A 20,954-nucleotide genomic window follows, 5' to 3' on the forward strand; every position below is an offset into this window, starting at 1 on the left:
TACTTAAATATTTATAAACTTTAAAAACCGCTTGAAATTAAATTTTTAAGTGGTTTTTTTTATTAAAATAATTCACGAAAACGTTTGAGTTGTAGTATTTTTGCTAAAGAATAAACAACCTAAACTATTTAAGAATGCCTTTGAATAAAAATTATGAAAAGGAATTAGCCTTTCAAGCAGATCGTAGAAAAGCCACTGTAGAATTTATAAAAATTGTGAGCGATTTATGGTACGACAAGTCTATTGAGCTGGTAATTTTTAGAAACCAGTTAATTGACAGAAACGTAAGCCAAATTTTAAGCTTGCATGAATATGCTGGCAAATTTGTGCAAAAACCTATTTCTATTTTCGATTCTGTTGAAATTGCCCAAGCTATTAAAGCTATGGAAATTCCACCTGCAAAGTTAGATATTGGTAAACTAACCTATGAATTCCATTCTGAAGAAAACAATTTTGAAAATGCCAGAAGCTTTATTACAGAAAAATTAAAAGGTGCAAAAAAAGCGGAAGATTTTCAACCAAAAAATGTTGTTCTCTACGGTTTTGGTAGAATTGGCAGATTGGTTGCCCGCGAACTCATGGCACGGACTGGAAAAGGAAGTCAGTTACGTTTAAGGGCCATTGTTACACGAGGAACAATTGATGCCCAAATACTTGAAAAAAGAGCCGCATTGTTGCGTAATGATTCGGTTCATGGTGTTTTTTCAGGTTCTGTTTCTGTTGATGTAAAAAATAATGCCTTAATAATAAATGGCACTACGGTAAATATCATTTCAGCAAATGCTCCAGAAGAAATTGATTATACAGCCTATGGTATAGATAATGCTTTAGTTATTGACAATACAGGTGCCTATAGAGATAAAACGGCTTTAAGTAGACATTTAAAATCTAAAGGCGTTGATAAAGTATTGTTAACAGCACCAGGAAAAGAGGTTCCAAATATTGTTTACGGGGTTAACCATTTAGAAAACAATCCTGATAAATTGGATATATTTTCAGCCGCATCATGTACCACAAATGCTATTACCCCTATTTTAAAAGTTGTTGAAGATTCTTTTGGAATAAAAAGCGGCCATATAGAAACCATTCACGCCTATACTAACGACCAGAATTTAGTTGATAATTTGCACAGCAAGTACCGTCGTGGTCGTGCAGCAGCATTAAACATGGTAATTACCGAAACCGGTGCTGGTAGCGCAGTAGCTAAAGCACTGCCTAGTTTAGCTGGTAAATTAACTTCAAACGCCATACGTGTTCCAGTACCCAACGGATCGTTAGCTATTTTAAATTTAGAATTGAAAAACAAAACTTCGGTGGATGGCATCAATACCATTTTAAAAAAATATGCTTTAGAAGGCGATTTGGTTGAACAAATAAAATATGAGTTAAGCGACGAGTTAGTATCCACCGATATTGTTGGCTGTTCTGCGCCCGCTATTTACGATAGCAAGGCAACGATAGTGCGTTCTGATGGAAAAAATGCAGTGCTCTATATCTGGTACGATAACGAGTATGGTTATAGCCATCAAGTAATTAGGCTCTCAAAATACATTGCGAAAGTGAGACGTTTTACATACTATTAAATTATAAAAAATCTAATTTACGTTTTTACCCGTATATAATTTAGCCTCACTTTCGTGAGGCTTTTTGTTAAATTTTAACTGTTTATCGACAATATTTTTTAAATTAGTAAATTGAAAACCAAACTTAAAATGAATTTTACCAAAGCTTTAACCCTACTAACACTTTTATTCTCTTTAGCCGCAATTTCTCAAACAACTGATAATGATGATGATAAACTATCATTAAACAGTGGAACTCTTGATAATCAATTTGATTATGTTATAAAAAAATCGAATGGTTGGAATGATGAACGAGGACAATCATATAGAGTTATAAAAACCTATTGGCTAACCGAGCTAAAGGAGCATGTACTAGATTCATTGGCAACTATTAAGAAAGATATCATAGCTACCGAAATAACCGTAAAAGCACAAACGCAAGAAATTGCAGATTTAAAAACCAGTCTTGCTAACACCCAAAACACTTTAGACAAAACCAAGAGCGAGAAAAACAATATGTCGTTGCTTGGAATACAAATGAGCAAAAGCAGCTATAGCGGAATTATGTGGTCTATAATAGGCGTACTATTAGCTTTGCTTATTTTCTTTATTTATCAATTTAAAAACAGTAACGCTGTTACCAAAGAGGCCAAACGTACACTTGCAGATGTAGAAGATGAATTTGAAGAACACCGCAAAACAGCTGTAGAGCGCGAACAAAAAGTACGCCGCCAATTACAAGACGAAATAAACAAACAAAAGGTGATTAAGGCTAAAAAATAGGCTTTTAACAACTGAATAATACCTTAAAAAAATCTGTAATTTATGTTACGGATTTTTTTATGTGTTGTTTTGTTTGATCGTAATAAAATCAACTAATTTCATAAACCTAAACTCCAAAACGTTTTACAACATCATCTTTATAAGTATCTCCAATGGGTATTTGAATACCATCAACAATAACCTTTGTTTTTTGCAGGGCTTTTATAAAATCGATATTCACTACGTACGATCTATGAACTCTTATAAAACGTGCTGCTGGCAACTTATCTAAAATATCCTTAAAACTAGAAAGGGTTAAAATGGCTTTATCAGATTCTGAAGTGTAGATTTTTATATAATCTTTCAAACCCTGAATGTACTTTATGGTATCGATGTTTATTTTAATGTTTTCGTATTCCGATTTCACAAAAATAAAATTGTCCTGTGTATTGGCTTGAGGAACTTCTATAATAGTATCAGTTTTTGAAACGCTTTTATTTTCCAACTCATACTTTTCTTTGGCGCGGGTTACCGCTTTTAAAAACCTATGAAATGGTATGGGTTTTACCAAATAATCGGTGGCATTAAGGTTAAAACCATCTAAAGCATATTGCGGATACGCTGTTGTAAAAATAAATTGAGGCATATTGTCCAATGCTTTTACCAAATCGATACCCGTTAGGTTTGGCATTTCAATATCTAAAAAAATAAGATCTACCTTGTTCTTATTCAATAGCGTTATGGCTTCCAACGGATTGGTGCACTTAACAACAATTTCCAGTCCTCCTATTTGTTTTATATAAGATTCAATAATGTCGATTGCTAAAGGCTCATCGTCTATAATTACACACTTCATAAGCTTAAATTAATTTTTAAACTTACAATAAATCTGTTATCTTTTTCTTCAACATGTAGTAAATGTTTCTTTGGGTACAAAAGTTCCAAACGTTCTTTGGTGTTTTGTAGGCCAATGCCCGAACTGTCTTTATCGGTTTTTCTAATCCCTATTACGTTGATGCATTTAAACTGTAAGTCATCACCATTAATCTTAATTTCAATTTTAACCTCTGTATGTCCTTTAAAATCAGTACCATACTTAAAGGCATTTTCAATAAACGAAATAAAAAGTAGCGGTCTAATTTTTTGATTTGTAACAGCACCGTGTATATTTAACGTGACATCTTTATTATTTGCTATGCGCAAGCGTTGTAACTTTAAATAATTTTGAATGTACTCCAAATCTTTTACTAACGGCACAAATTCGCTATTGGTTTCGTATAGCATATACCGCATTAACTCTGAAAGTGTTATGATGGCTTCAGGAGCATCATTTGATTTTTTTGTTGTAAGCGAATAAATGCTGTTTAATGAATTAAACAAAAAATGCGGATTTATTTGATGCTTTAAAGCATGCAATTCGGTTGATGTTTTTTGTACCTCAATTTCTTTTTTCTTTCTTTCATTCCTATTCCATTCTGCATAAACCCTTAAAGCGGTTCCTGTAACCACTAACAAAACATTAAAAATAATAGGCCCAATGAGTTTTATACGAAAAAAAGAATCTGGTTTGTTTTTTGGAAAAGGTGGGTTAAAATCTGGATTATGTCTAACTTCTGGCATCAGCCCATTAGTTATAACTGCGGATAATATGATTAACGCCAACACCAATACCACATATAAAAGTGTCTTTTTTTTAAGAAGAAATTTAGTTACTAAATAGGAGTAGTTAATATAAAAAAGAAACATGTTGCCCATTAAAGCAAAAAAAATGCGTTTTGCTACCACATCAGATTCTGCTCTGGGTTGCATTAAATTAAAACATATAAAAACCGCCCAAATAGAACCGTGCAATAAAATTTGGTTACGCTTTCTGGCGTTTGTTAAGTCTATGTGTTCCATAGCACTAATTTATACAGTTTAATTTAATACCAAGCTGTTTTAACTCTGAAAGTGTAATTTTCGGGTTTTCTTTATGGTTCAATTTCTTCTTAACTAAATCGGCAACTTTTTGGGCATCTTGGGGCGTGCAAAAAGACACATTATTTTGTATGGTTGGTATATAGTCTTGTTTTATTAACAGGGTATTTCTAAAACTTATGCTATAACCGTATCCGGAATCTGTTTTAAAAACCTTGGTGTTAAAAGGTTCTTCCACATTGGTTTTGGAAATAATTACACCTATTAAAATAACGCTTAAAATTAGTAATAGCGCTATCACATATTTTGATTTTTTATTCATAACTTAAAAATAAAAAAAATCCAAAGCACTCAATTTTAACTACCTAAGAGCTTGTGCTTTGGATTTAAAACAAAACTATCAATCAAACAAATTTAATCTTCATCATCATAATCATCCATCGGGAACAATTCATATATATCATCTAAGTACAAACTACCTGTTCTACCCATTAATACAAAACCTCTACTTCCGTTTGAAAAAGCAACAGCATCTTGACGAACGGTTGCTTCTAAAGCAGATATTTCTTCCCAAGTATCAAAGGTTGGATCATATTCCCAAATGGTTTTTATTGCACCACCATAATACCCGGTAGCTATATAACCCAAACCACCTATATTTAGACCCACTGCATTGGATCTGATAATGGAGTAATCATCATCTTCATCCAAATCATTTTTACGAGTCCACACTTCAGTTGTTGGATCGAATTCCCAAAAGTCAACTTTGTACAACCCGTTGCTAACACCCGTTCCTAAATACACTTTATTGTTTATGGTAAAAGTGGTAGCATCCACTCTTTTTTCACCTCCAAAACCTACAAGCTCAGACCAAGCATCTGTTACAGGATCATATTTCCAAAAATCCTTTTTATCATTGTCGCCATCGTTACCAGTTCCAATATAACCTTTACCATTAATTCCAAATTCCACGGCAGCACGTCTTACACCACCACCAAAATTGGCTTTTTGGGTCCATGCGTTTGTGGTTGGGTTATATTCCCAAAAATCGGCCAATTCATCGTCACCATCATAACCAACACCAACATAGCCTTTATCATCAATAGCAAAACCAGATGCTGAACTTCTGGCAACTCCGGGAAAATCTGCTTTTTGCACCCAATAATTACCTTCAATATTATATTGCCAAAAATCATTTAAATAATCATCGCCATCATAACCTGTTCCCATATAACCAAAATCGCCAATAGTGAAACTAACGGAATTGCTTCTTGGAGTACCATCAAAAACCGAACGTTCTTGCCAGTTTCCTCTATCTGTATCCTCATCAGATGAACATCCAATAAAAGTGATGGATGCCATAGAAATGATTAATATTAAAAGTGTTTTATTGTTTTTCATCTTTTGTTGTTTTGTTATATTCTTCAATTCAAATTTTTGCCAAAACTATTTTTTACAATCAAGAAACAAAAAGATTATAGCTGTTCTGGCCATTAGTCTATACAAACACCGCTTTTTACAAGACCAACGCCTCCAATCAAATTTGGTAGAAACTATTAGCCTATTTGCATATTAAAACCCTGTATTTGTATAACTAATTTTAATTGAAAAGGCTGTTTAATTAAGTTCGCCGAAATTATTTTTTTTATGACCCTGAAGCAAGCCCTTGCGGTTCCCTTATGTACATTCATAGTAATATGTACACTAATAACATCATGCACCAAAGACGACGAAAATTACCCGGTGGGAGAAGATTGGATAAACCTAGATACGCAGGTTTTCTATATTGATACCTTAACCGTTAAAACAAGCACTTTTAAACTTGATTCTATTGCTATTTCCTCTACTGCTAGGTTATTAATTGGTGCTTACACCGATCCTGTTTTTGGAAAAACCACAAGCAAAGCATATTCCCAAATAACAAACGCTACTTACACATTAAGTAGCAATGCTGTTTTTGATTCGGTTGCTTTAATTTTAAATTACGACTCCTATTTTTATAATGATACCATCCCCGTTCAAAAAATAAATGTTTATGAATTACTAAAGGATTTGGAACCCGATGAAGATGCAGATAGCTATTATAATACAACAAAAATTTCAGCAAGCAGTTCTCCTATAGGCACAAAAAGTTTTTATGCTAAACCCAAAAAAGACGATTCATTACATGTTACTTTGAATAACGCCTACGGAAAAACCCTTTTTGAAAATTTAAGAGACAATAAAATAAATAATACAGACGAATTTTTAAAAGTCTACAAAGGGTTACTTATTGAACCAGACGCAAATAACACCGCCATTTTAGGTTTTTTAGAAAGCAGTTTTGTTAGAGTTTATTACACCGTTAAAGGAGAACTCTCCACCGATACAGAACTCACTTTGGACATGCCTTTTGATGCAACAAACAGTTTTCATAACATTTCAAGTGACAAAGTGGGCACTAATTTTGAAACATTAACCGATCAAGAAACCTACTTATCAAGTACCGCCACCAGCAACAACAGTTATATGCAAGCAGGAACGGGTATTGCTACAAGAATTGACATTCCCAATTTAGAATCGTTATATGACATACCAGGTACGGGAATTATTATTGATGCTAGCCTATCCATATCGTTAAAGCAAAACTCTAGCACTAATAACCTGCATACAAACGACTCTCTAAACGTCTATATCATAGATAAAAAAGCAAATATTATAAGTGCATTGGTAGATACACAAGGCAATACCGTATTAGCTACCATTACAAATGAAGACACGGAATTTAATGTAACCACCTACTCCATGCCCCTTAAATATTTTCTAAACTTCAAACTAAACGATGCTAATGGCGATGATTATTATTTAGCCTTGTATCCAAAAGATTTTGATCAATCTGTAAACCGGTATATTTTAAATGGCGAAGCCGCTTCAAACAATTTAAAAACCAAAATCGAATTAATTTACGCTATTTATGATAAATAAGTTAATAATACTAAGCCTGTTCTTGGTGGTACTTACAGAGCAAACCTTGGCACAAACCAACGCCTTATCCAGCTCGCCATATTCCTTATATGGGTTAGGTTTAAGCAACGAAACATCTACCGGAAAAGTAAATGCTTTGGGTGGTTTAGGAATTGCTATGCCTTCTAACTCTTTTATTAATAATTCCAACCCCGCTTCATTTGGTAATGTGTTATTAAACTCATTTTTCTATGATTTTGGCTTTAAAGCACAAACCAATACTTTGGCCGAAGGCAGCAGTTCAAACTCAAACATCATAGCCAATTTTTCTAACATTGCCATTGCATTTCCTGTAACAAAACAATCTGGTTTGGGCATCACCCTCATTCCATTAACCAGTGTGGGATATAGTATTTCGGGCATTCAAACAAATATTGAAGGCACTAACAATAGCAATTTTATTACCGATATAAATGGTACCGGAGGCATAAACGATTTAAAACTAAACTATGGCTATGCTTTAACCAATAAATTTAGAATTGGTATTATGGCTTCGGCCCTATTTGGTAAAATAACGCAAACGGAAACCGATTATTTACCAAGTAACACTTTAGTAATTGAAGATGAAAACTATTATTCTGGTTTCCGTGTGGGCACAGGTTTCCAATATAATGCCTTAAAGAATTTTTCTATAGGTGGCACCGTCCAGTTACCAACCAGTTTAAACGGAAGCAAATCGAGCACCATCACTTTAAATAGCACAGATTCCACCACCGATTTAACTGAAAACTCCGAAACTGATATTGATAATTTCAACTTACCATTAGAGCTCGGTTTTGGATTAAATACAATGCTTAAAAATAATTTTTCGCTAAATGTTGATTACAAAAAAAGCTATTGGGATAACACCAACCAAACAGACCAATTGGGTACCTATGTAAACCAAAACTTGTTTGCCATGGGTTTACAATATGCCGCCGAAAAAAAAGTATCTAAATTCTTTAATAACCTAGAATACCGGGTTGGTTATAGTTTTAATGATGGCAATTTAGAAGTAAACAACCAACGTATAAAAAACAGCAGTATGAGTTTAGGTATAGGAATCCCTTTAGATCCTTACACAAATTCCATGATAAATATTGGCTATTCTTATGGAAGCAAGGGACAAATTACCAACGGTTTAATAAAAGAAAACTACCACTTACTTTCTATAAATCTAAGTTTAGAAGGCATTTGGTTCCAAAAAAGAAAATATGATTAGGCTTAACCTATTTGAGATTATACCCTGATTTATAATGAAACATTTCTTTTCAAGTGAAATTTAAGCCAAATACTTCCAAAATGTCAGTCTGACCTTGTCGAAGACCTAAAAAAAATCCACTTCGACAAGCTCAGTGTGACACAGAACATTCATTTGACATTTAAAACTTTAATTACAGCTAACGGTTTAAACTTACTTAAAGCATCCACAATTAGAATAACAAATCGATATTCAAAACCCATTAATTCAATTATCTTTGCAATTCTTAAAACAGAACCATGCGCATTGATATTATTACCGTTTTACCAGAATTACTTAAAAGTCCGTTTGAAGCCTCTATTTTAAAACGCGCTATTGAAGCTAATTTGGTTGAAGTCCATTTTCATAATTTACGAGATTATACTTCAGACAGATACAAATCTATTGACGACACCCAGTTTGGAGGAGGCGCTGGCATGGTGATGATGATAGAACCTATTGATAAATGTATTTCTGCTTTAAAAGAACAACGCCATTACGACGAAGTTATCTATATGACCCCCGATGGAGAAACCCTAAAGCAGGGCATTGCCAACCAATTATCACTAAAAGAAAACATTATTATTTTATGCGGACATTATAAAGGTGTGGACCAACGGGTGCGCGACCATTTTATAACCCGCGAAATTTCTATTGGCGATTATGTACTATCTGGTGGCGAATTAGGCGCCGCCGTACTTTGCGATGCCATTATTAGGCTAATACCCGGTGTTTTGGGTAATGAAACCTCTGCCCTAACCGATTCCTTTCAAGATAATTTGCTCGCACCACCTATTTACACCAAACCGCGCGAGTACAAAGGCTGGAAAGTACCAGAACTCCTTTTTAGTGGCAACTTCCCAAAAATTGAAAAGTGGCGTGAAGAACAAGCTTATTTACGCACAAAAGAACGTCGCCCCGATTTGTTGGAGGATTGATTTTACTTTATGAACCTCTCAATTATTAGCAAAATTTGTGAAGCCATCTGATTGCATTTATTTCTGACAGAAAAACTTAAAAACTCGTTTTTCTTACAAATAATAAATTATATTTACGGGATAACAACTATCCAAGACTTTCTATTTTCTGCCCTATTCGTGGGGTATGAAAGATAAAATTTGTTATATAACGAGTTGGTCACCATATGAGACAATTAACACTAAACGAATTAGAAGATAAATTCAGAGATTATATTTCTGATGTTGAATATTGTGAATTTTCAGATGTTATTACTAAATTGACTCAGTTGATAAATTTTTTAAAACATCAAAACATTTCAAATCGAATACTTGAAAGAATAGAAAGTGATTATTCTGAAATTAAAACAAAACTACCATCTGATAACAATAATTTAAATTGGACAGATAAACAAAAAATAACCCAAGGATTGTTTACACCAGATATGCAGGGAGCATTTGCATATTTTACTATTCTTTCAAAATTTAATCAAGAAGACAAGTCGACACCACATTACATTCAACTAGCTAGAGATTGGTATGATAGAGGAAAAGATTTTTATGAATATCAGAGATATTTTAACACCAATTTCTTAAACCCATTCAAGGACTTATTCTTATGGTATATTTATGAAAGTAAAACAGAATCAACTTCTGATTATTTCTCATATAAAAGTCGAGATGAAATAAAAGATCAGCTTGTGGATTTAAAGGAAATGCTATTAAAACAAGGTTATGGGCAACAAATAATCTTTGACGAAATTGAGGAATTAAAAGAATTAACCGAAAGAGTAAATAAAAAGAACTGGTTCGAATTGATAAAAGGTAAATTTATTGATTTGGCATTGAGCGGAGTGATTTCAATAGAAACAGCTAAAAAAATAATAGAAATACTAACAGGTTCTGAAATGAATCTTTTAAAATAAAATACGTTGCCCAAAAAAGTATATAAAAGAATGCTAGCTTTAGCTAAACCAAAAATTATCGCTCGTTTGTTAGCTTCTGATTTTCCTTCGGAAAATCCTCGCACACATCCACGCAACGTTGCTTACACATAAACGTTCTGTGCAATGCCCAAACAAACCGTTGAAAAATTAATTGATTGAAAAACAAAATATTTAGAATAGGAAAAAATGCACTTGCGATTTGGGGTGGAATATCCTTAATTGGATTAATTCTTATTTTAGGCTATCTCGCCTACTCTACTTCAATGGGAAATAAAACTGTCGAAAACAAAGCGACAACATCTGACGTAAGATTCGTACTGAATTGGTGCGGACTTGGAGACCAGCGAATTGAAAAAGTGCTGAATAGTTACGAATCTGGACGTTCATTCACTGGCGATTATCTTGATGCTTACGCAATCGAAATATCAAATGTGACTGAAATGGAACTGCATAATAACAAAGGTTGGCATCGATTAGATAGTTTGCCAAAAGTATTAAATGATGCAGTGGAATTAGCCAATGGTTGGCAATATCAAATTCCTTGGTTTCCGAAAATGGACGAACTAAACCCTGAAAGCGTTTATGTTTATCCTTGGAGTATCTATTGTAACGGAATTGACCCATCTGGAACGGAATTAATTTTTGTAATACCAAAAGACAAAATGGTCTATTATATTGGAACTAAAATGTAAAAAGCACAGACACACAACATGCGTATATAAAAAATAAAAAAAACAAAAACCTTAACAGCAAACAACAAGTTTCAATTAAGGTTTTTGTTTATTAATGAAACGATTAGTTTTAAAGCAATCTACAAACAACTGAAAACCGCGACTGAGACTGTAAACTCCTACTGAGACTGTAAACTCATTTTCGTGTTAAGGATAGCAGCGGCATCCTTTTGCTTTTGGGCAAAAGATATAGCGGATAGCCTGACTTTTTGCTTTAATTAAATATTCAATTTTAGCGTATTGTTCAAAGCAAAAAGAAACACCATAAAAATTACAATTATTAATTGTAGATATCTAATTATTAATTATCTTTGCGCCCTATTTCGGGTTAACCTCTGGCGAGAGTCGTGAATGTTGTTCTGAATTAACCATTATTAAAATTTAAAGATATGGAATCTTTAGTAAAGTTTGTACAAGACGAATTTGTAGCAAAAAAGGATTTTCCAGAGTTTGGAGCTGGAGACACAATTACAGTATACTACGAAATTAGAGAGGGCGAAAAAGTTCGTACCCAGTTTTTTAGAGGTGTTGTAATACAAAGAAGAGGATCTGGATCATCAGAGACTTTCACCATCAGAAAAATGTCTGGTACTATTGGCGTGGAGCGTATTTTCCCAGTTAATTTACCTGCATTACAAAAAATTGAAGTTAATAAACGTGGTAAAGTACGTAGAGCTAGAATTTACTACTTTAGAGGTCTTACTGGTAAAAAAGCCAGAATTAAAGAGCGTAGACGTTAATAAAACAGTATTGCGAAAGCAAATTAAAAGCCTTGAAAAATTTCAAGGCTTTTTTTTATTAACTTTTGTTAATAACCCTGGTTGATAAGTAGTTGATATTTAAAATGTTAAATGTTTTGGAATTTCAGCATTTGTGTTGTATCTTAGCTAAAATAAGAAACGGAAAAACAATGCAAATTGGTTTCATCTAAACAATGAATTTAAATTCGGTTTCTTAATAAGGTAACGTTCTTTATAAATTGTAATTGTTTTTTGAGATTTTAATGCAGCATGTGTAAATGTGTTAAAGCAAAAAAATCATGATATTATAAAAAGTACTACATATAGATAATATAGGTAGCAACTAGTATAATTGAAAGTTTTAAAAAAACAACAGTGCCGAAAGGATTGTTGTTATAATAGAAAACAATGTATTAAGAAATCTTGACGTTAAAACGAAAAGAAAGATTAATGGCATCAAGAAAAGCAATTATCAGAAACATTTTTGGTAATAGGTCAATACATTTTGAAAATTACAGAAGTGTTTCCTTGAAATAATAGCGCATCAATTGAAAAAATTTAGATAAAACTAAATTGATTTGATAGAAGTATCAATTAGATTGGGTTATATTATTTCAAAGAAAGCCATGTCAAGGTAGATTAAATTCTGCAGGGATATGGCTTTTGTTTTTATAGCTTCTCTGATATTTTATTAATAATTTCTTAATAGTTACTCTCTTTTTTATAATTCTGTGAAATATTGCTTTTATTAACACTTTTGATTAATCGTTTAAGCAAATATAAAAGTCTATTTTTGTATATTCGCGTCGCGAAAACATTATTGGTCGTCGCATTTTACATTATAGCCTAAATATTAACACACAAAACCGTAACATTAATGTCTAAAATTATTTATACAAAAACTGATGAAGCTCCAGCATTAGCAACACGTTCTTTATTACCAATTGTTAAAGCTTTTGTTAAATCTTCTGGTATTGATATTGAAACTAGAGATATCTCTTTAGCAGCAAGAATTTTAGCCGTTTTTCCTGATTTTCTTAATGAAGATCAACGTGTTTCGGACGATTTGGCTATTCTTGGTGAATTGGCAAAAAGCCCTGATGCTAACATTATAAAGTTACCAAACATTAGTGCTTCTCTTACGCAGTTAAAAACAGCCATAAAAGAATTACAATCTCAAGGTTTTGCCATCCCTAATTACCCGGATGAAGCAAATACCGATGCCGATAAAGATATTAAATCGCGCTACGACAAAATAAAAGGTAGTGCTGTAAACCCTGTGTTACGTGAAGGAAACTCTGATAGACGTGCACCAAAAGCAGTGAAGAACTACGCTAAAAAATATCCACACTCTATGGGTGCTTGGAGCAGTGATTCTAAAACACATGTAGCCACTATGGAGTCGGGTGATTTTGCTCACAACGAAAAATCCGTTACCATACCAGAAGCTACAAGCATTAAAATTGTACATACCGATAGCAATGGAACTGAAACTGTTTTAAAAGATAGTTTCAAATTATTAAAAGGCGAAATAATTGATGCCACGGTTTTAAGCAAAACAGCATTAATTAAATTTTTAGAAGCTCAAATTGCCGATGCCAAAGCAAATGGTGTTTTGTTTTCATTACATATGAAAGCAACCATGATGAAAGTGAGCGACCCTATTATTTTTGGATATGCCGTAAAAGCATTTTTTAAAAATGTATTTGAAAAGCATGCTGAAACTCTGGAAAAAATTGGAGTGGATGTAAATAATGGTTTTGGAAACTTAGTTGAAAAATTACCAAGTTTACCAGAAGCCAAACGCAACGAAATTCAAGCAGATATTGATGCTGCTTTTAAAAATGGCCCTGCAGTGGCTATGGTGAACAGCGATAAAGGTATTACAAACTTACATGTACCAAGTGATGTTATTATTGATGCATCTATGCCTGCAATGATTCGTACTTCGGGACAAATGTGGAATGCCGCTGGAAAACTTCAAGATACCAAAGCAGTAATTCCAGATAGCAGTTATGCCGGTATTTATTCTGCAACCATCGATTTTTGTAAAAAACATGGTGCCTTCGATCCAACAACTATGGGTACCGTACCTAACGTGGGGTTAATGGCTCAAAAAGCAGAAGAATATGGTTCTCATGACAAAACTTTTGAAATAGCTTCAAACGGAACTGTAAGCGTTATTGATGCTTCTGGAAATACCTTATTACAACATAATGTAGAAGCTGGCGATATTTGGAGAATGTGCCAAACTAAAGATGCACCAATTCAAGATTGGGTAAAATTAGCCGTAACACGTGCTAAAGCATCTGATACCCCTGCTGTTTTCTGGTTAGATGAAAACAGAGCGCACGATGCCGAATTAATTAAAAAAGTAAACACTTATTTAAAAGATCACGATACAACAGGATTGGATTTAAGAATATTATCTCCTGTAGACGCCACATTATTTACTTGTGAAAGACTTAAAGAAGGTAAAGATACAATCTCGGTTTCTGGTAACGTATTACGTGATTATTTAACCGACTTGTTCCCTATTTTAGAAGTTGGTACCAGTGCAAAAATGTTATCAATTGTACCATTAATGAATGGTGGAGGCTTGTTTGAAACCGGTGCAGGTGGTTCTGCTCCAAAACACGTTGAACAATTTTTAGCTGAAAACCACTTGCGTTGGGATTCATTAGGTGAATTTTTAGCTTTAGCGGTGTCTTTAGAGCATGTAGCTACTGTAAACAATAACCCTAAAGCGCAAATTCTAGCCGATACTTTAGATGAAGCTACAGGTCTTTTATTGGATAACGGCAAATCGCCTTCTCGTAAAGCCGGAGAATTGGATAACAGAGGAAGCCATTTTTACTTAGCATTATATTGGGCGCAAGCATTGGCAAACCAAACCAAAGATGCTGCTTTAAAAGCAGAATTTGAACCCATTGCTAAAGAATTAAGCAACAATGAAACCACTATTGTAAATGAACTTAATCAAATACAAGGAAAACCTGTAAACATTGGTGGTTATTTTGAACCAAATGAAACTTTAATTAATAATGCCATGCGACCAAGCAAAACGCTTAATGGCATTTTAAATTAATAAAAAGATAAATACTATTTTAAAAAGCTCCTTAAAAGGGGCTTTTTTTATACTTTTATAAAAAAAAGCTTTTGATGAAGAACATAGTTTTATGCTTTCTTTTTATATGCTGTTTTGGTATTATATCTACAACTGCTCAAAATAAATTTACCTTAAAAGGTATTATTTCCGAAGAAAAAAATAATGAAACTCTTATTGGTGTTAGTATCATTTTCCCTGAATTAAACACAGGCACAACTACCAACGAATATGGTTTTTATTCCATCACGCTTCCTAAAGGCACCTATAAAGTCATTATAAGTTATTTGGGGTTTTCAACAAAAACCGAAACCATTGTGCTTTCTGATAACTTGACTAAAAATTTCAGTTTAGCAGATTCCTTAGAAACTTTGAATGAAATAGTTTTAACCCAAAACATTGAAAAACTAAACATTCAAACACCACAAATGAGCGTAAATCGTTTAACGGCGGGTAGCATAAAACAAATACCCGTTGTATTGGGAGAGGCCGATATTATTAAAGCCATTACCCTGTTACCCGGTGTAACCAGTGCTGGCGAAGGCGCTTCGGGGTTCAATGTACGTGGTGGTTCTGCAGATCAAAATTTGATTCTTTTAGATGAAGCTACTATTTTTAACTCATCACACCTATTTGGTTTCTTTTCTGTGTTTAACCCAGATGCCATTAAAGATATAAAACTTTACAAAGGCGGCATTCCTGCAAGGTATGGTGGTCGTATATCGTCTGTTTTGGATATTTACCAAAAAGACGGAAACAGCAATGAGTTTCATGCCAATGGGGGCGTTGGTATCGTTTCTAGCAGATTGCTAGTTGAAGGCCCAATAGTAAAAGAAAAAGGGTCGTTCCTTTTGGGTGGTAGATCCAGTTATGCACATTTATTTTTACCGATTTTTGATAATAATAATAGTGCCTATTTCTACGACTTAAACACCAAACTAAGCTTTAAACTAAACGATAAAAACAGCATCTATTTATCAGGTTATTTTGGACGTGATGTTTTTAGAATTAGTGAGACTTTTAATAATAGCTATGGAAATACGGTTTTAAATTTTAGGTGGAACCACTTACTTTCCAATAAATTGTTTTCAAATGTATCATTAATTTATTCGGATTATTATTATGGTTTAGAATTAAGCTTTGTGGAGTTTGATTGGGTTTCAGGCATTAAAAATTTCAACTTAAAGTATGATTTCAAACATTATATATCCGATAAATTTAAACTGGAATACGGATTAAACAGCATCTATTATAAATTTAATCCGGGCAACATTAACCCAACAACAGAAACTTCTGGCATAAATCCTTTTAAACTTATTGATAAATTTGCTTTAGAAAATGCCGTTTATGTGGATGCTGAACATAAAATATCAGATAAGTTGGCATTGTCTTACGGTTTTAGGTTGAGTTCGTTTCTTAGATTAGGCCAAGATGAACTGAATATCTACGAAAATGATGAAGCCGTTACTTTTAATGAAGATTTTCAGATTTATGAAAAAGCAGATCCTATAGGAACAGAATCTTTTAAACGAAGTGCTGTAATTGCTGATTTTTTCAATGTGGAACCACGTTTATCATTATCCTATCAACTTAACTCAAACAGTTCTATTAAAGCGAGTTACAACAAGATGAGTCAGTATTTACATTTGTTATCAAACACGAGCTCTCCTACGCCTTTAGATATTTGGACGCCAAGTGGCAAATATGTAAAACCACAATTACTCCATCAATTTGCCATTGGGTATTTTAAAAATTTCAAAGACGATAAGTACTCTTTAGAACTTGAAAGCTATTACAAAACTGTAAAAAACAGAATCGATTATATAGATGGTGCCGATTTAATTGCCAACAATGCCATAGAACAAGTGATTTTAAACGGGAGAGCCAAAGCTTATGGTTTGGAAATGCTTTTAAGAAAAAATGAAGGTAGGTTTAAAGGTTGGTTAGCCTATACCCTATCAAAATCTGAACAGCAAACACCTGGCAGAACTCCTACCGAAACTGGTATTAATAATGGGAATTGGTACAACACATCATATGACAAAACACATGATATTTCGCTAACAAGCAGTTACGATTTAAGCAAAAAATTAAAAATTAACGCCAATTTTTTATTTCAAACAGGACAACCCAGCACATTCCCAAATGGGCAATATGTTTATAACGGTGTAACCATTCCTAATTATAACAGCAGAAATTCAGATAGATTACCGGCATATCACAGATTGGATGCCTCCATAACTTACAATCCAAAACCAGAAAAAACCAAAGGTTGGCAATCGTATTGGGTTTTTGGTCTTTATAATGTTTATAACCGCAAAAATGCCGCTTCCATTACTTTTGGACAAAATGATGAAACAAAACGGAACGAATCCTATAGACTCTCTATTTTTGGTATAGTACCATCTGTATCATACAATTTTAAGTTTTAAAAGATGAAAAAATTAATATTAATAATAGGTTGCATATTTATAATTTCATGTGAAGATGTTATTGACTTGAAATTAAAAACCGATGCCCCAAGACTTGTGGTAGATGCCTCAATAATTTGGCACAAAAACACACCTGGAAATAATCAATTAATAAAGTTAACTTTAACAGCGCCTTACTACGATACCAGTGTTCCTCCCGCTACAGGAGCCACTGTTACTGTAACAGATGCCAACAATAATACCTTTAATTTTATTGAAGAAAATAATACGGGTATTTATAGCAATCAATCCTTTACCCCTGTAATTAATCGTAAATACTCCCTTAAAATTATTTACAATGATGAAGTTTACACTGCTTCAGAAACATTGATTCCTGTTGTTAATATCGATAAAGTAGAACAAAAAAATAATGCTGGATTTTCGGGTGATGAAACCGAAATAAAAGCCTTTTATACCGATCCGAAAGATATTAGAAATTATTATCTATTCGAATTTATTAATTCTGATTTAAGCACAGTAAGTCTTGAGGTTTATGATGATGAATTTACTGATGGTAACCAAATCTTTGCTTTTTACAGCAATGAAGACCTTAAAACTGGCAGTAAATTAATCATTCAAAATCATGGTATCTCGCAACGTTTTCACGAATACATGACTATTTTATTGCAACAAAGTAAAGACGAATCTGGTGGTCCTTTTGAAACGCAGCCTGCAACATTAAGAGGTAATTGTATAAACGAGACCAACCCTAGCAACTACCCTTTAGGCTATTTTAGAGCTTCAGAAGTTTCGGGTTTCACTTATGATGTAGAATAGCATTTTACCTTCTATATAGGCAACATTCATTTTTTTAATCTTCATATTAATTAAAAAATAAAACTTTAAGAGAATTTTAACTCTACAAAATCTTACAAAACCTATTTTAGCTAGCACTACTTTCATCAATCAAAAAATAAATCTTTATGAATAAAAAGAAGTTAGCTTTAATTATTGGCGGATTCGTTGTTTTATTTCTTACTTATTCTTTTTTTAGTTCTTCTGGGGAAGAAGACGTGTTATTAACTACCAAAGTTGTAAAAGGCACCTACCTAAACGAAGTTGTTATTTCTGGAGAAGCACAATCTACAAGTTCAAAAGAAATAAATGGCCCTAATAATGCCAGACGCTTCAATATTTATCAAATGAAAATCCAAGATTTAGTTCCTGAAGGCACGGTTGTAAAAAAAGGGGATTATATAGGTAAAATTGATGCTTCTGAAGTTAACGGAAAAATCAATGAAGCCCATTTAAATTTAGAAAAAGCAGAGTCAAGATATACACAACAACAATTAGACACCATTCTAACTTTAAAACAGGAACGTAATGCTATTAAGGATCTTCAATTTAACATTGAAGAAAACCAATTGGAGTTAAAACGTTCCATTTATGAACCACCTGCAACTATTAGACAATTAGAAATTAAGATTGAAAAATTTGAGCGCGATCTGAAAGAGAAAAAAGAAGACTACTCTATTAAAAAAAGGCAAGCCAATGCTAAAATGATTGAGGTTGGTACCGAAGTATCTAAAATTAAAAAGCAAATAGAAGAATTAACAGATTTACAAAAAGAATTTACAGTATACTCTGAAGATGACGGGATGGTAACCTATGTTAAAGATTGGAGTGGTAATAAAAAGAAAGTAGGAACCACCATATCACCTTGGGAACCCGCCTTGGCAAGTTTACCGGATTTAACTAAAATGGAATCTAAAACCTATAGTAATGAGGTGGATATTAGAAAAATAAAAAAAGGATTAAAAGTTAAAGTTGGTTTTGATGCGTTTCCTGAAATAGAAATAAATGGAGAGGTTACCGATGTAGCGAATGTAGGTGAAAATAAAAAAGGTTCAGATATTAAACTTTTTCAAGTATTGATAAAACTTAATGAAACCAATAAAAATATCAGACCTGGCATGACAACCTCTAACAGAATTTTAACGCACAAGAAAGACAATGTATTGATGGTACCGCTGGAAGCTATATTTTCAAAAGATTCCATTAGCTATACCTATGTAAAATCGGGTTATTCCATTGAAAAGAAACAGGTTGAATTAGGTTTAGCTAATAACGAAGTAGTAATTATTAAAAAAGGATTAAAGGAAAATGAGGTTGTTTATTTAAACGCACCTGCCGATATGGAAGAAAAAAGTATAACGCTATTAAAATAAAACATGATAGACAAAATACTTTTAGAAAAACTAAAATCCAATTTTACTGAAGCGTATTGGTTTATTAAAACCAACAAAGTAAGAACCTTTTTAACGGCTTTAGGGATTATTTTTGGTGTGGCATCGGTAATAACCATGCTTGCTATTGGAAATGGTGCCGAAAAGGAAATCTTATCCCAATTGGAGTTGGTTGGCGTTAACAACATTGTTGTAACCCCTCTACCCGATTTGGAAGATGATACCGAAAGTGAAGGTGAAGAGGAAACAACGGACAATGACTCAAAAAGATTTTCTAAAGGTTTAGATATTTTAGATGCCTCAAGTATTTCCAAACATATTCCAAGTGTAAAAGTTGTAAGCTCCGAAATCATTCTCGACACCTATGTTATAAATAACGGAAAGCAAAATTCCGTTAAACTTATTGGTGTTTCTTCAACATTCTTTGATGTTTCAAACATACATATTGAAAAAGGCAAAACGTTCTCAGATTTTCAAATTAAAAATGCGTTGCCTGTTTGCATCATTGGTAAAAAAGTAGAGAAAAAATTATTTACGGGAGAAAGCGCCTTGGGCAAACAGATTAAGGTAAAAGATGTGTGGTTGCAAGTTGTTGGCGTTATTGAAGAAAAATTAATATCAGATAAAGCTCAGGAAGATTTAGGCATCAGGGATTTAAACCAAGATATCTACATTCCCATAAAAACATTTTTGGTACGCTATAGGGATAGAAAAATAATTACTGACGATTTAGAGGCAAACAACAATAACAATCAAAACGGACCAAAAAAGAGAATTGCTAGAGGTAACTATCATCAAATAGACAAATTAACCATTCAGGTTTTCAACTCCAACGAATTAAAAGCAACTGCCGAAGTTTTAAGTAAACTCCTTAAACGAAGACATAACGATGTGTTAGATTTTGAAATTGCCATCCCTATTCAACTTCTAAAACAACAACAAAAAACCAAGCAAATATTCAATATTGTATTAAGCATTATTGCTGGTATTTCATTACTTATTGGTGGTATAGGTATTATGAATATCATGTTGGCATCGGTACTGGAAAGAACCAAGGAAATAGGTATTATTCGTGCTATTGGCGCTACTGAAGAAGATGTAATATTACAATTTTTATCAGAATCGGTATTGATTAGTGTTGGTGGTGGCATTATTGGCATTATTGTAGGTATCATAGGAGCATATGTTATTGAAATCGTATCTGGTATTGAAACCGTACTATCGCTCAACTCCATATTAATTTCATTTTTTATTGCAGTCATTATCGGGCTTGTTTTTGGAATATTTCCTGCCAAAGCTGCTGCCAATAAAAAACCCATTCAAGCCCTTCGATCTGAATAAAAAAAACACTGGA

17 protein-coding genes are annotated in these 20,954 nt (G+C 33.2%); 13 read left to right on the plus strand and 4 right to left on the minus strand.

The genetic code is table 11. From position 1 onward, the window contains the following. Positions 1 to 134 precede the first annotated feature (134 nt). A complete protein-coding gene (locus J8H85_RS15320) occupies positions 135 to 1,583 on the plus strand; it encodes a glyceraldehyde-3-phosphate dehydrogenase (protein WP_209656081.1) in 1,449 nt (482 codons plus the stop codon). Between the two features lie 129 nt (positions 1,584 to 1,712). After that, complete coding sequence (locus J8H85_RS15325) at positions 1,713 to 2,345, plus strand: tRNA (guanine-N1)-methyltransferase (protein WP_209656082.1); 633 nt, start codon at positions 1,713 to 1,715, stop codon at positions 2,343 to 2,345. A 106-nt stretch (positions 2,346 to 2,451) separates the two neighbouring features. Here J8H85_RS15325 and J8H85_RS15330 read toward each other — a convergent pair whose 3' ends face one another. The 4 genes from J8H85_RS15330 to J8H85_RS15345 all read right to left on the minus strand — a co-directional run bounded on the left by J8H85_RS15330 (position 2,452) and on the right by J8H85_RS15345 (position 5,642). Further along, on the minus strand, positions 2,452 to 3,180 hold the full coding sequence (locus J8H85_RS15330) for a LytR/AlgR family response regulator transcription factor (RefSeq protein WP_209656083.1): 729 nt from the start codon (positions 3,178 to 3,180) through the stop codon (positions 2,452 to 2,454). Then, a complete protein-coding gene (locus J8H85_RS15335; RefSeq protein ID WP_209656084.1) occupies positions 3,177 to 4,223 on the minus strand; it encodes a sensor histidine kinase in 1,047 nt (348 codons plus the stop codon). Before J8H85_RS15335 ends, J8H85_RS15330 begins: the two co-directional genes overlap by 4 nt. Positions 4,224 to 4,227: 4 nt before the next feature. Next, the gene (locus tag J8H85_RS15340) at positions 4,228 to 4,563 is read right to left on the minus strand and encodes a DUF4907 domain-containing protein (protein WP_209656085.1); all 336 of its coding nucleotides are present in this window, start codon (positions 4,561 to 4,563) and stop codon (positions 4,228 to 4,230) included. A gap of 92 nt (positions 4,564 to 4,655) precedes the next feature. Further along, positions 4,656 to 5,642, minus strand: a complete 987-nt coding sequence (locus tag J8H85_RS15345) for a Kelch repeat-containing protein (protein ID WP_209656086.1) — start codon at positions 5,640 to 5,642, stop codon at positions 4,656 to 4,658. 246 nt (positions 5,643 to 5,888) lie between these two features. Here J8H85_RS15345 and J8H85_RS15350 point away from each other — a divergent pair, with 246 nt between their 5' ends. The 11 genes from J8H85_RS15350 (at position 5,889) to J8H85_RS15400 (ending at position 20,941) form a co-directional block, all read left to right on the plus strand. Beyond that, positions 5,889 to 7,205: a DUF4270 family protein gene (locus tag J8H85_RS15350; protein WP_209656087.1), complete on the plus strand. Its 1,317-nt coding sequence runs from the start codon at positions 5,889 to 5,891 to the stop codon at positions 7,203 to 7,205. Beyond that, on the plus strand, positions 7,195 to 8,445 hold the full coding sequence (locus tag J8H85_RS15355) for a hypothetical protein (protein ID WP_209656088.1): 1,251 nt from the start codon (positions 7,195 to 7,197) through the stop codon (positions 8,443 to 8,445). The genes J8H85_RS15350 and J8H85_RS15355 overlap by 11 nt, the downstream gene beginning before the upstream one ends. A gap of 278 nt (positions 8,446 to 8,723) precedes the next feature. Further along, positions 8,724 to 9,401 (plus strand): tRNA (guanosine(37)-N1)-methyltransferase TrmD, encoded by a 678-nt coding sequence (trmD, locus tag J8H85_RS15360; RefSeq protein ID WP_209656089.1) that lies wholly within the window; start codon positions 8,724 to 8,726, stop codon positions 9,399 to 9,401. 206 nt (positions 9,402 to 9,607) lie between these two features. Next, positions 9,608 to 10,345 carry a hypothetical protein gene (locus J8H85_RS15365; protein WP_209656090.1) on the plus strand — a complete coding sequence of 246 codons (738 nt, stop codon included), beginning with the start codon at positions 9,608 to 9,610 and terminating at the stop codon, positions 10,343 to 10,345. A gap of 284 nt (positions 10,346 to 10,629) precedes the next feature. After that, positions 10,630 to 11,058 carry a hypothetical protein gene (locus J8H85_RS15370; protein ID WP_209656091.1) on the plus strand — a complete coding sequence of 143 codons (429 nt, stop codon included), beginning with the start codon at positions 10,630 to 10,632 and terminating at the stop codon, positions 11,056 to 11,058. Positions 11,059 to 11,486: 428 nt separating this feature from the next. Beyond that, positions 11,487 to 11,837, plus strand: coding sequence for a 50S ribosomal protein L19 (gene rplS, locus J8H85_RS15375; RefSeq protein ID WP_117178635.1), 351 nt, complete (start codon positions 11,487 to 11,489; stop codon positions 11,835 to 11,837). An 877-nt stretch (positions 11,838 to 12,714) separates the two neighbouring features. After that, positions 12,715 to 14,925 carry an NADP-dependent isocitrate dehydrogenase gene (locus J8H85_RS15380; protein WP_209656092.1) on the plus strand — a complete coding sequence of 737 codons (2,211 nt, stop codon included), beginning with the start codon at positions 12,715 to 12,717 and terminating at the stop codon, positions 14,923 to 14,925. Between the two features lie 74 nt (positions 14,926 to 14,999). Continuing rightward, complete coding sequence (locus J8H85_RS15385; RefSeq protein ID WP_209656093.1) at positions 15,000 to 17,375, plus strand: TonB-dependent receptor; 2,376 nt, start codon at positions 15,000 to 15,002, stop codon at positions 17,373 to 17,375. A gap of 3 nt (positions 17,376 to 17,378) precedes the next feature. Beyond that, positions 17,379 to 18,191 carry a DUF4249 domain-containing protein gene (locus J8H85_RS15390; protein WP_209656094.1) on the plus strand — a complete coding sequence of 271 codons (813 nt, stop codon included), beginning with the start codon at positions 17,379 to 17,381 and terminating at the stop codon, positions 18,189 to 18,191. A 146-nt stretch (positions 18,192 to 18,337) separates the two neighbouring features. Next, the gene (locus tag J8H85_RS15395) at positions 18,338 to 19,582 is read left to right on the plus strand and encodes an efflux RND transporter periplasmic adaptor subunit (protein ID WP_209656095.1); all 1,245 of its coding nucleotides are present in this window, start codon (positions 18,338 to 18,340) and stop codon (positions 19,580 to 19,582) included. Between the two features lie 3 nt (positions 19,583 to 19,585). Continuing rightward, the gene (locus J8H85_RS15400; RefSeq protein ID WP_209656096.1) at positions 19,586 to 20,941 is read left to right on the plus strand and encodes an ABC transporter permease; all 1,356 of its coding nucleotides are present in this window, start codon (positions 19,586 to 19,588) and stop codon (positions 20,939 to 20,941) included. Positions 20,942 to 20,954 lie beyond the last annotated feature (13 nt).

The organism is Mariniflexile gromovii, from assembly GCF_017814435.1.
Taxonomy (GTDB): domain Bacteria; phylum Bacteroidota; class Bacteroidia; order Flavobacteriales; family Flavobacteriaceae; genus Mariniflexile; species Mariniflexile gromovii.

What these genes read in the sequence shown, in the direction of transcription:
- J8H85_RS15320 (WP_209656081.1), top strand. Translation starts at nt 135, where the DNA reads ATGCCTTTGAATAAAAATTATGAAAAGGAATTAGCCTTTCAAGCAGAT.
- J8H85_RS15325 (WP_209656082.1), top strand. Translation starts at nt 1,713, where the DNA reads ATGAATTTTACCAAAGCTTTAACCCTACTAACACTTTTATTCTCTTTA.
- J8H85_RS15330 (WP_209656083.1), bottom strand. Translation starts at nt 3,180, where the DNA reads ATGAAGTGTGTAATTATAGACGATGAGCCTTTAGCAATCGACATTATT.
- J8H85_RS15335 (WP_209656084.1), bottom strand. Translation starts at nt 4,223, where the DNA reads ATGGAACACATAGACTTAACAAACGCCAGAAAGCGTAACCAAATTTTA.
- J8H85_RS15340 (WP_209656085.1), bottom strand. Translation starts at nt 4,563, where the DNA reads ATGAATAAAAAATCAAAATATGTGATAGCGCTATTACTAATTTTAAGC.
- J8H85_RS15345 (WP_209656086.1), bottom strand. Translation starts at nt 5,642, where the DNA reads ATGAAAAACAATAAAACACTTTTAATATTAATCATTTCTATGGCATCC.
- J8H85_RS15350 (WP_209656087.1), top strand. Translation starts at nt 5,889, where the DNA reads ATGACCCTGAAGCAAGCCCTTGCGGTTCCCTTATGTACATTCATAGTA.
- J8H85_RS15355 (WP_209656088.1), top strand. Translation starts at nt 7,195, where the DNA reads ATGATAAATAAGTTAATAATACTAAGCCTGTTCTTGGTGGTACTTACA.
- trmD (WP_209656089.1), top strand. Translation starts at nt 8,724, where the DNA reads ATGCGCATTGATATTATTACCGTTTTACCAGAATTACTTAAAAGTCCG.
- J8H85_RS15365 (WP_209656090.1), top strand. Translation starts at nt 9,608, where the DNA reads ATGAGACAATTAACACTAAACGAATTAGAAGATAAATTCAGAGATTAT.
- J8H85_RS15370 (WP_209656091.1), top strand. Translation starts at nt 10,630, where the DNA reads ATGGGAAATAAAACTGTCGAAAACAAAGCGACAACATCTGACGTAAGA.
- rplS (WP_117178635.1), top strand. Translation starts at nt 11,487, where the DNA reads ATGGAATCTTTAGTAAAGTTTGTACAAGACGAATTTGTAGCAAAAAAG.
- J8H85_RS15380 (WP_209656092.1), top strand. Translation starts at nt 12,715, where the DNA reads ATGTCTAAAATTATTTATACAAAAACTGATGAAGCTCCAGCATTAGCA.
- J8H85_RS15385 (WP_209656093.1), top strand. Translation starts at nt 15,000, where the DNA reads ATGAAGAACATAGTTTTATGCTTTCTTTTTATATGCTGTTTTGGTATT.
- J8H85_RS15390 (WP_209656094.1), top strand. Translation starts at nt 17,379, where the DNA reads ATGAAAAAATTAATATTAATAATAGGTTGCATATTTATAATTTCATGT.
- J8H85_RS15395 (WP_209656095.1), top strand. Translation starts at nt 18,338, where the DNA reads ATGAATAAAAAGAAGTTAGCTTTAATTATTGGCGGATTCGTTGTTTTA.
- J8H85_RS15400 (WP_209656096.1), top strand. Translation starts at nt 19,586, where the DNA reads ATGATAGACAAAATACTTTTAGAAAAACTAAAATCCAATTTTACTGAA.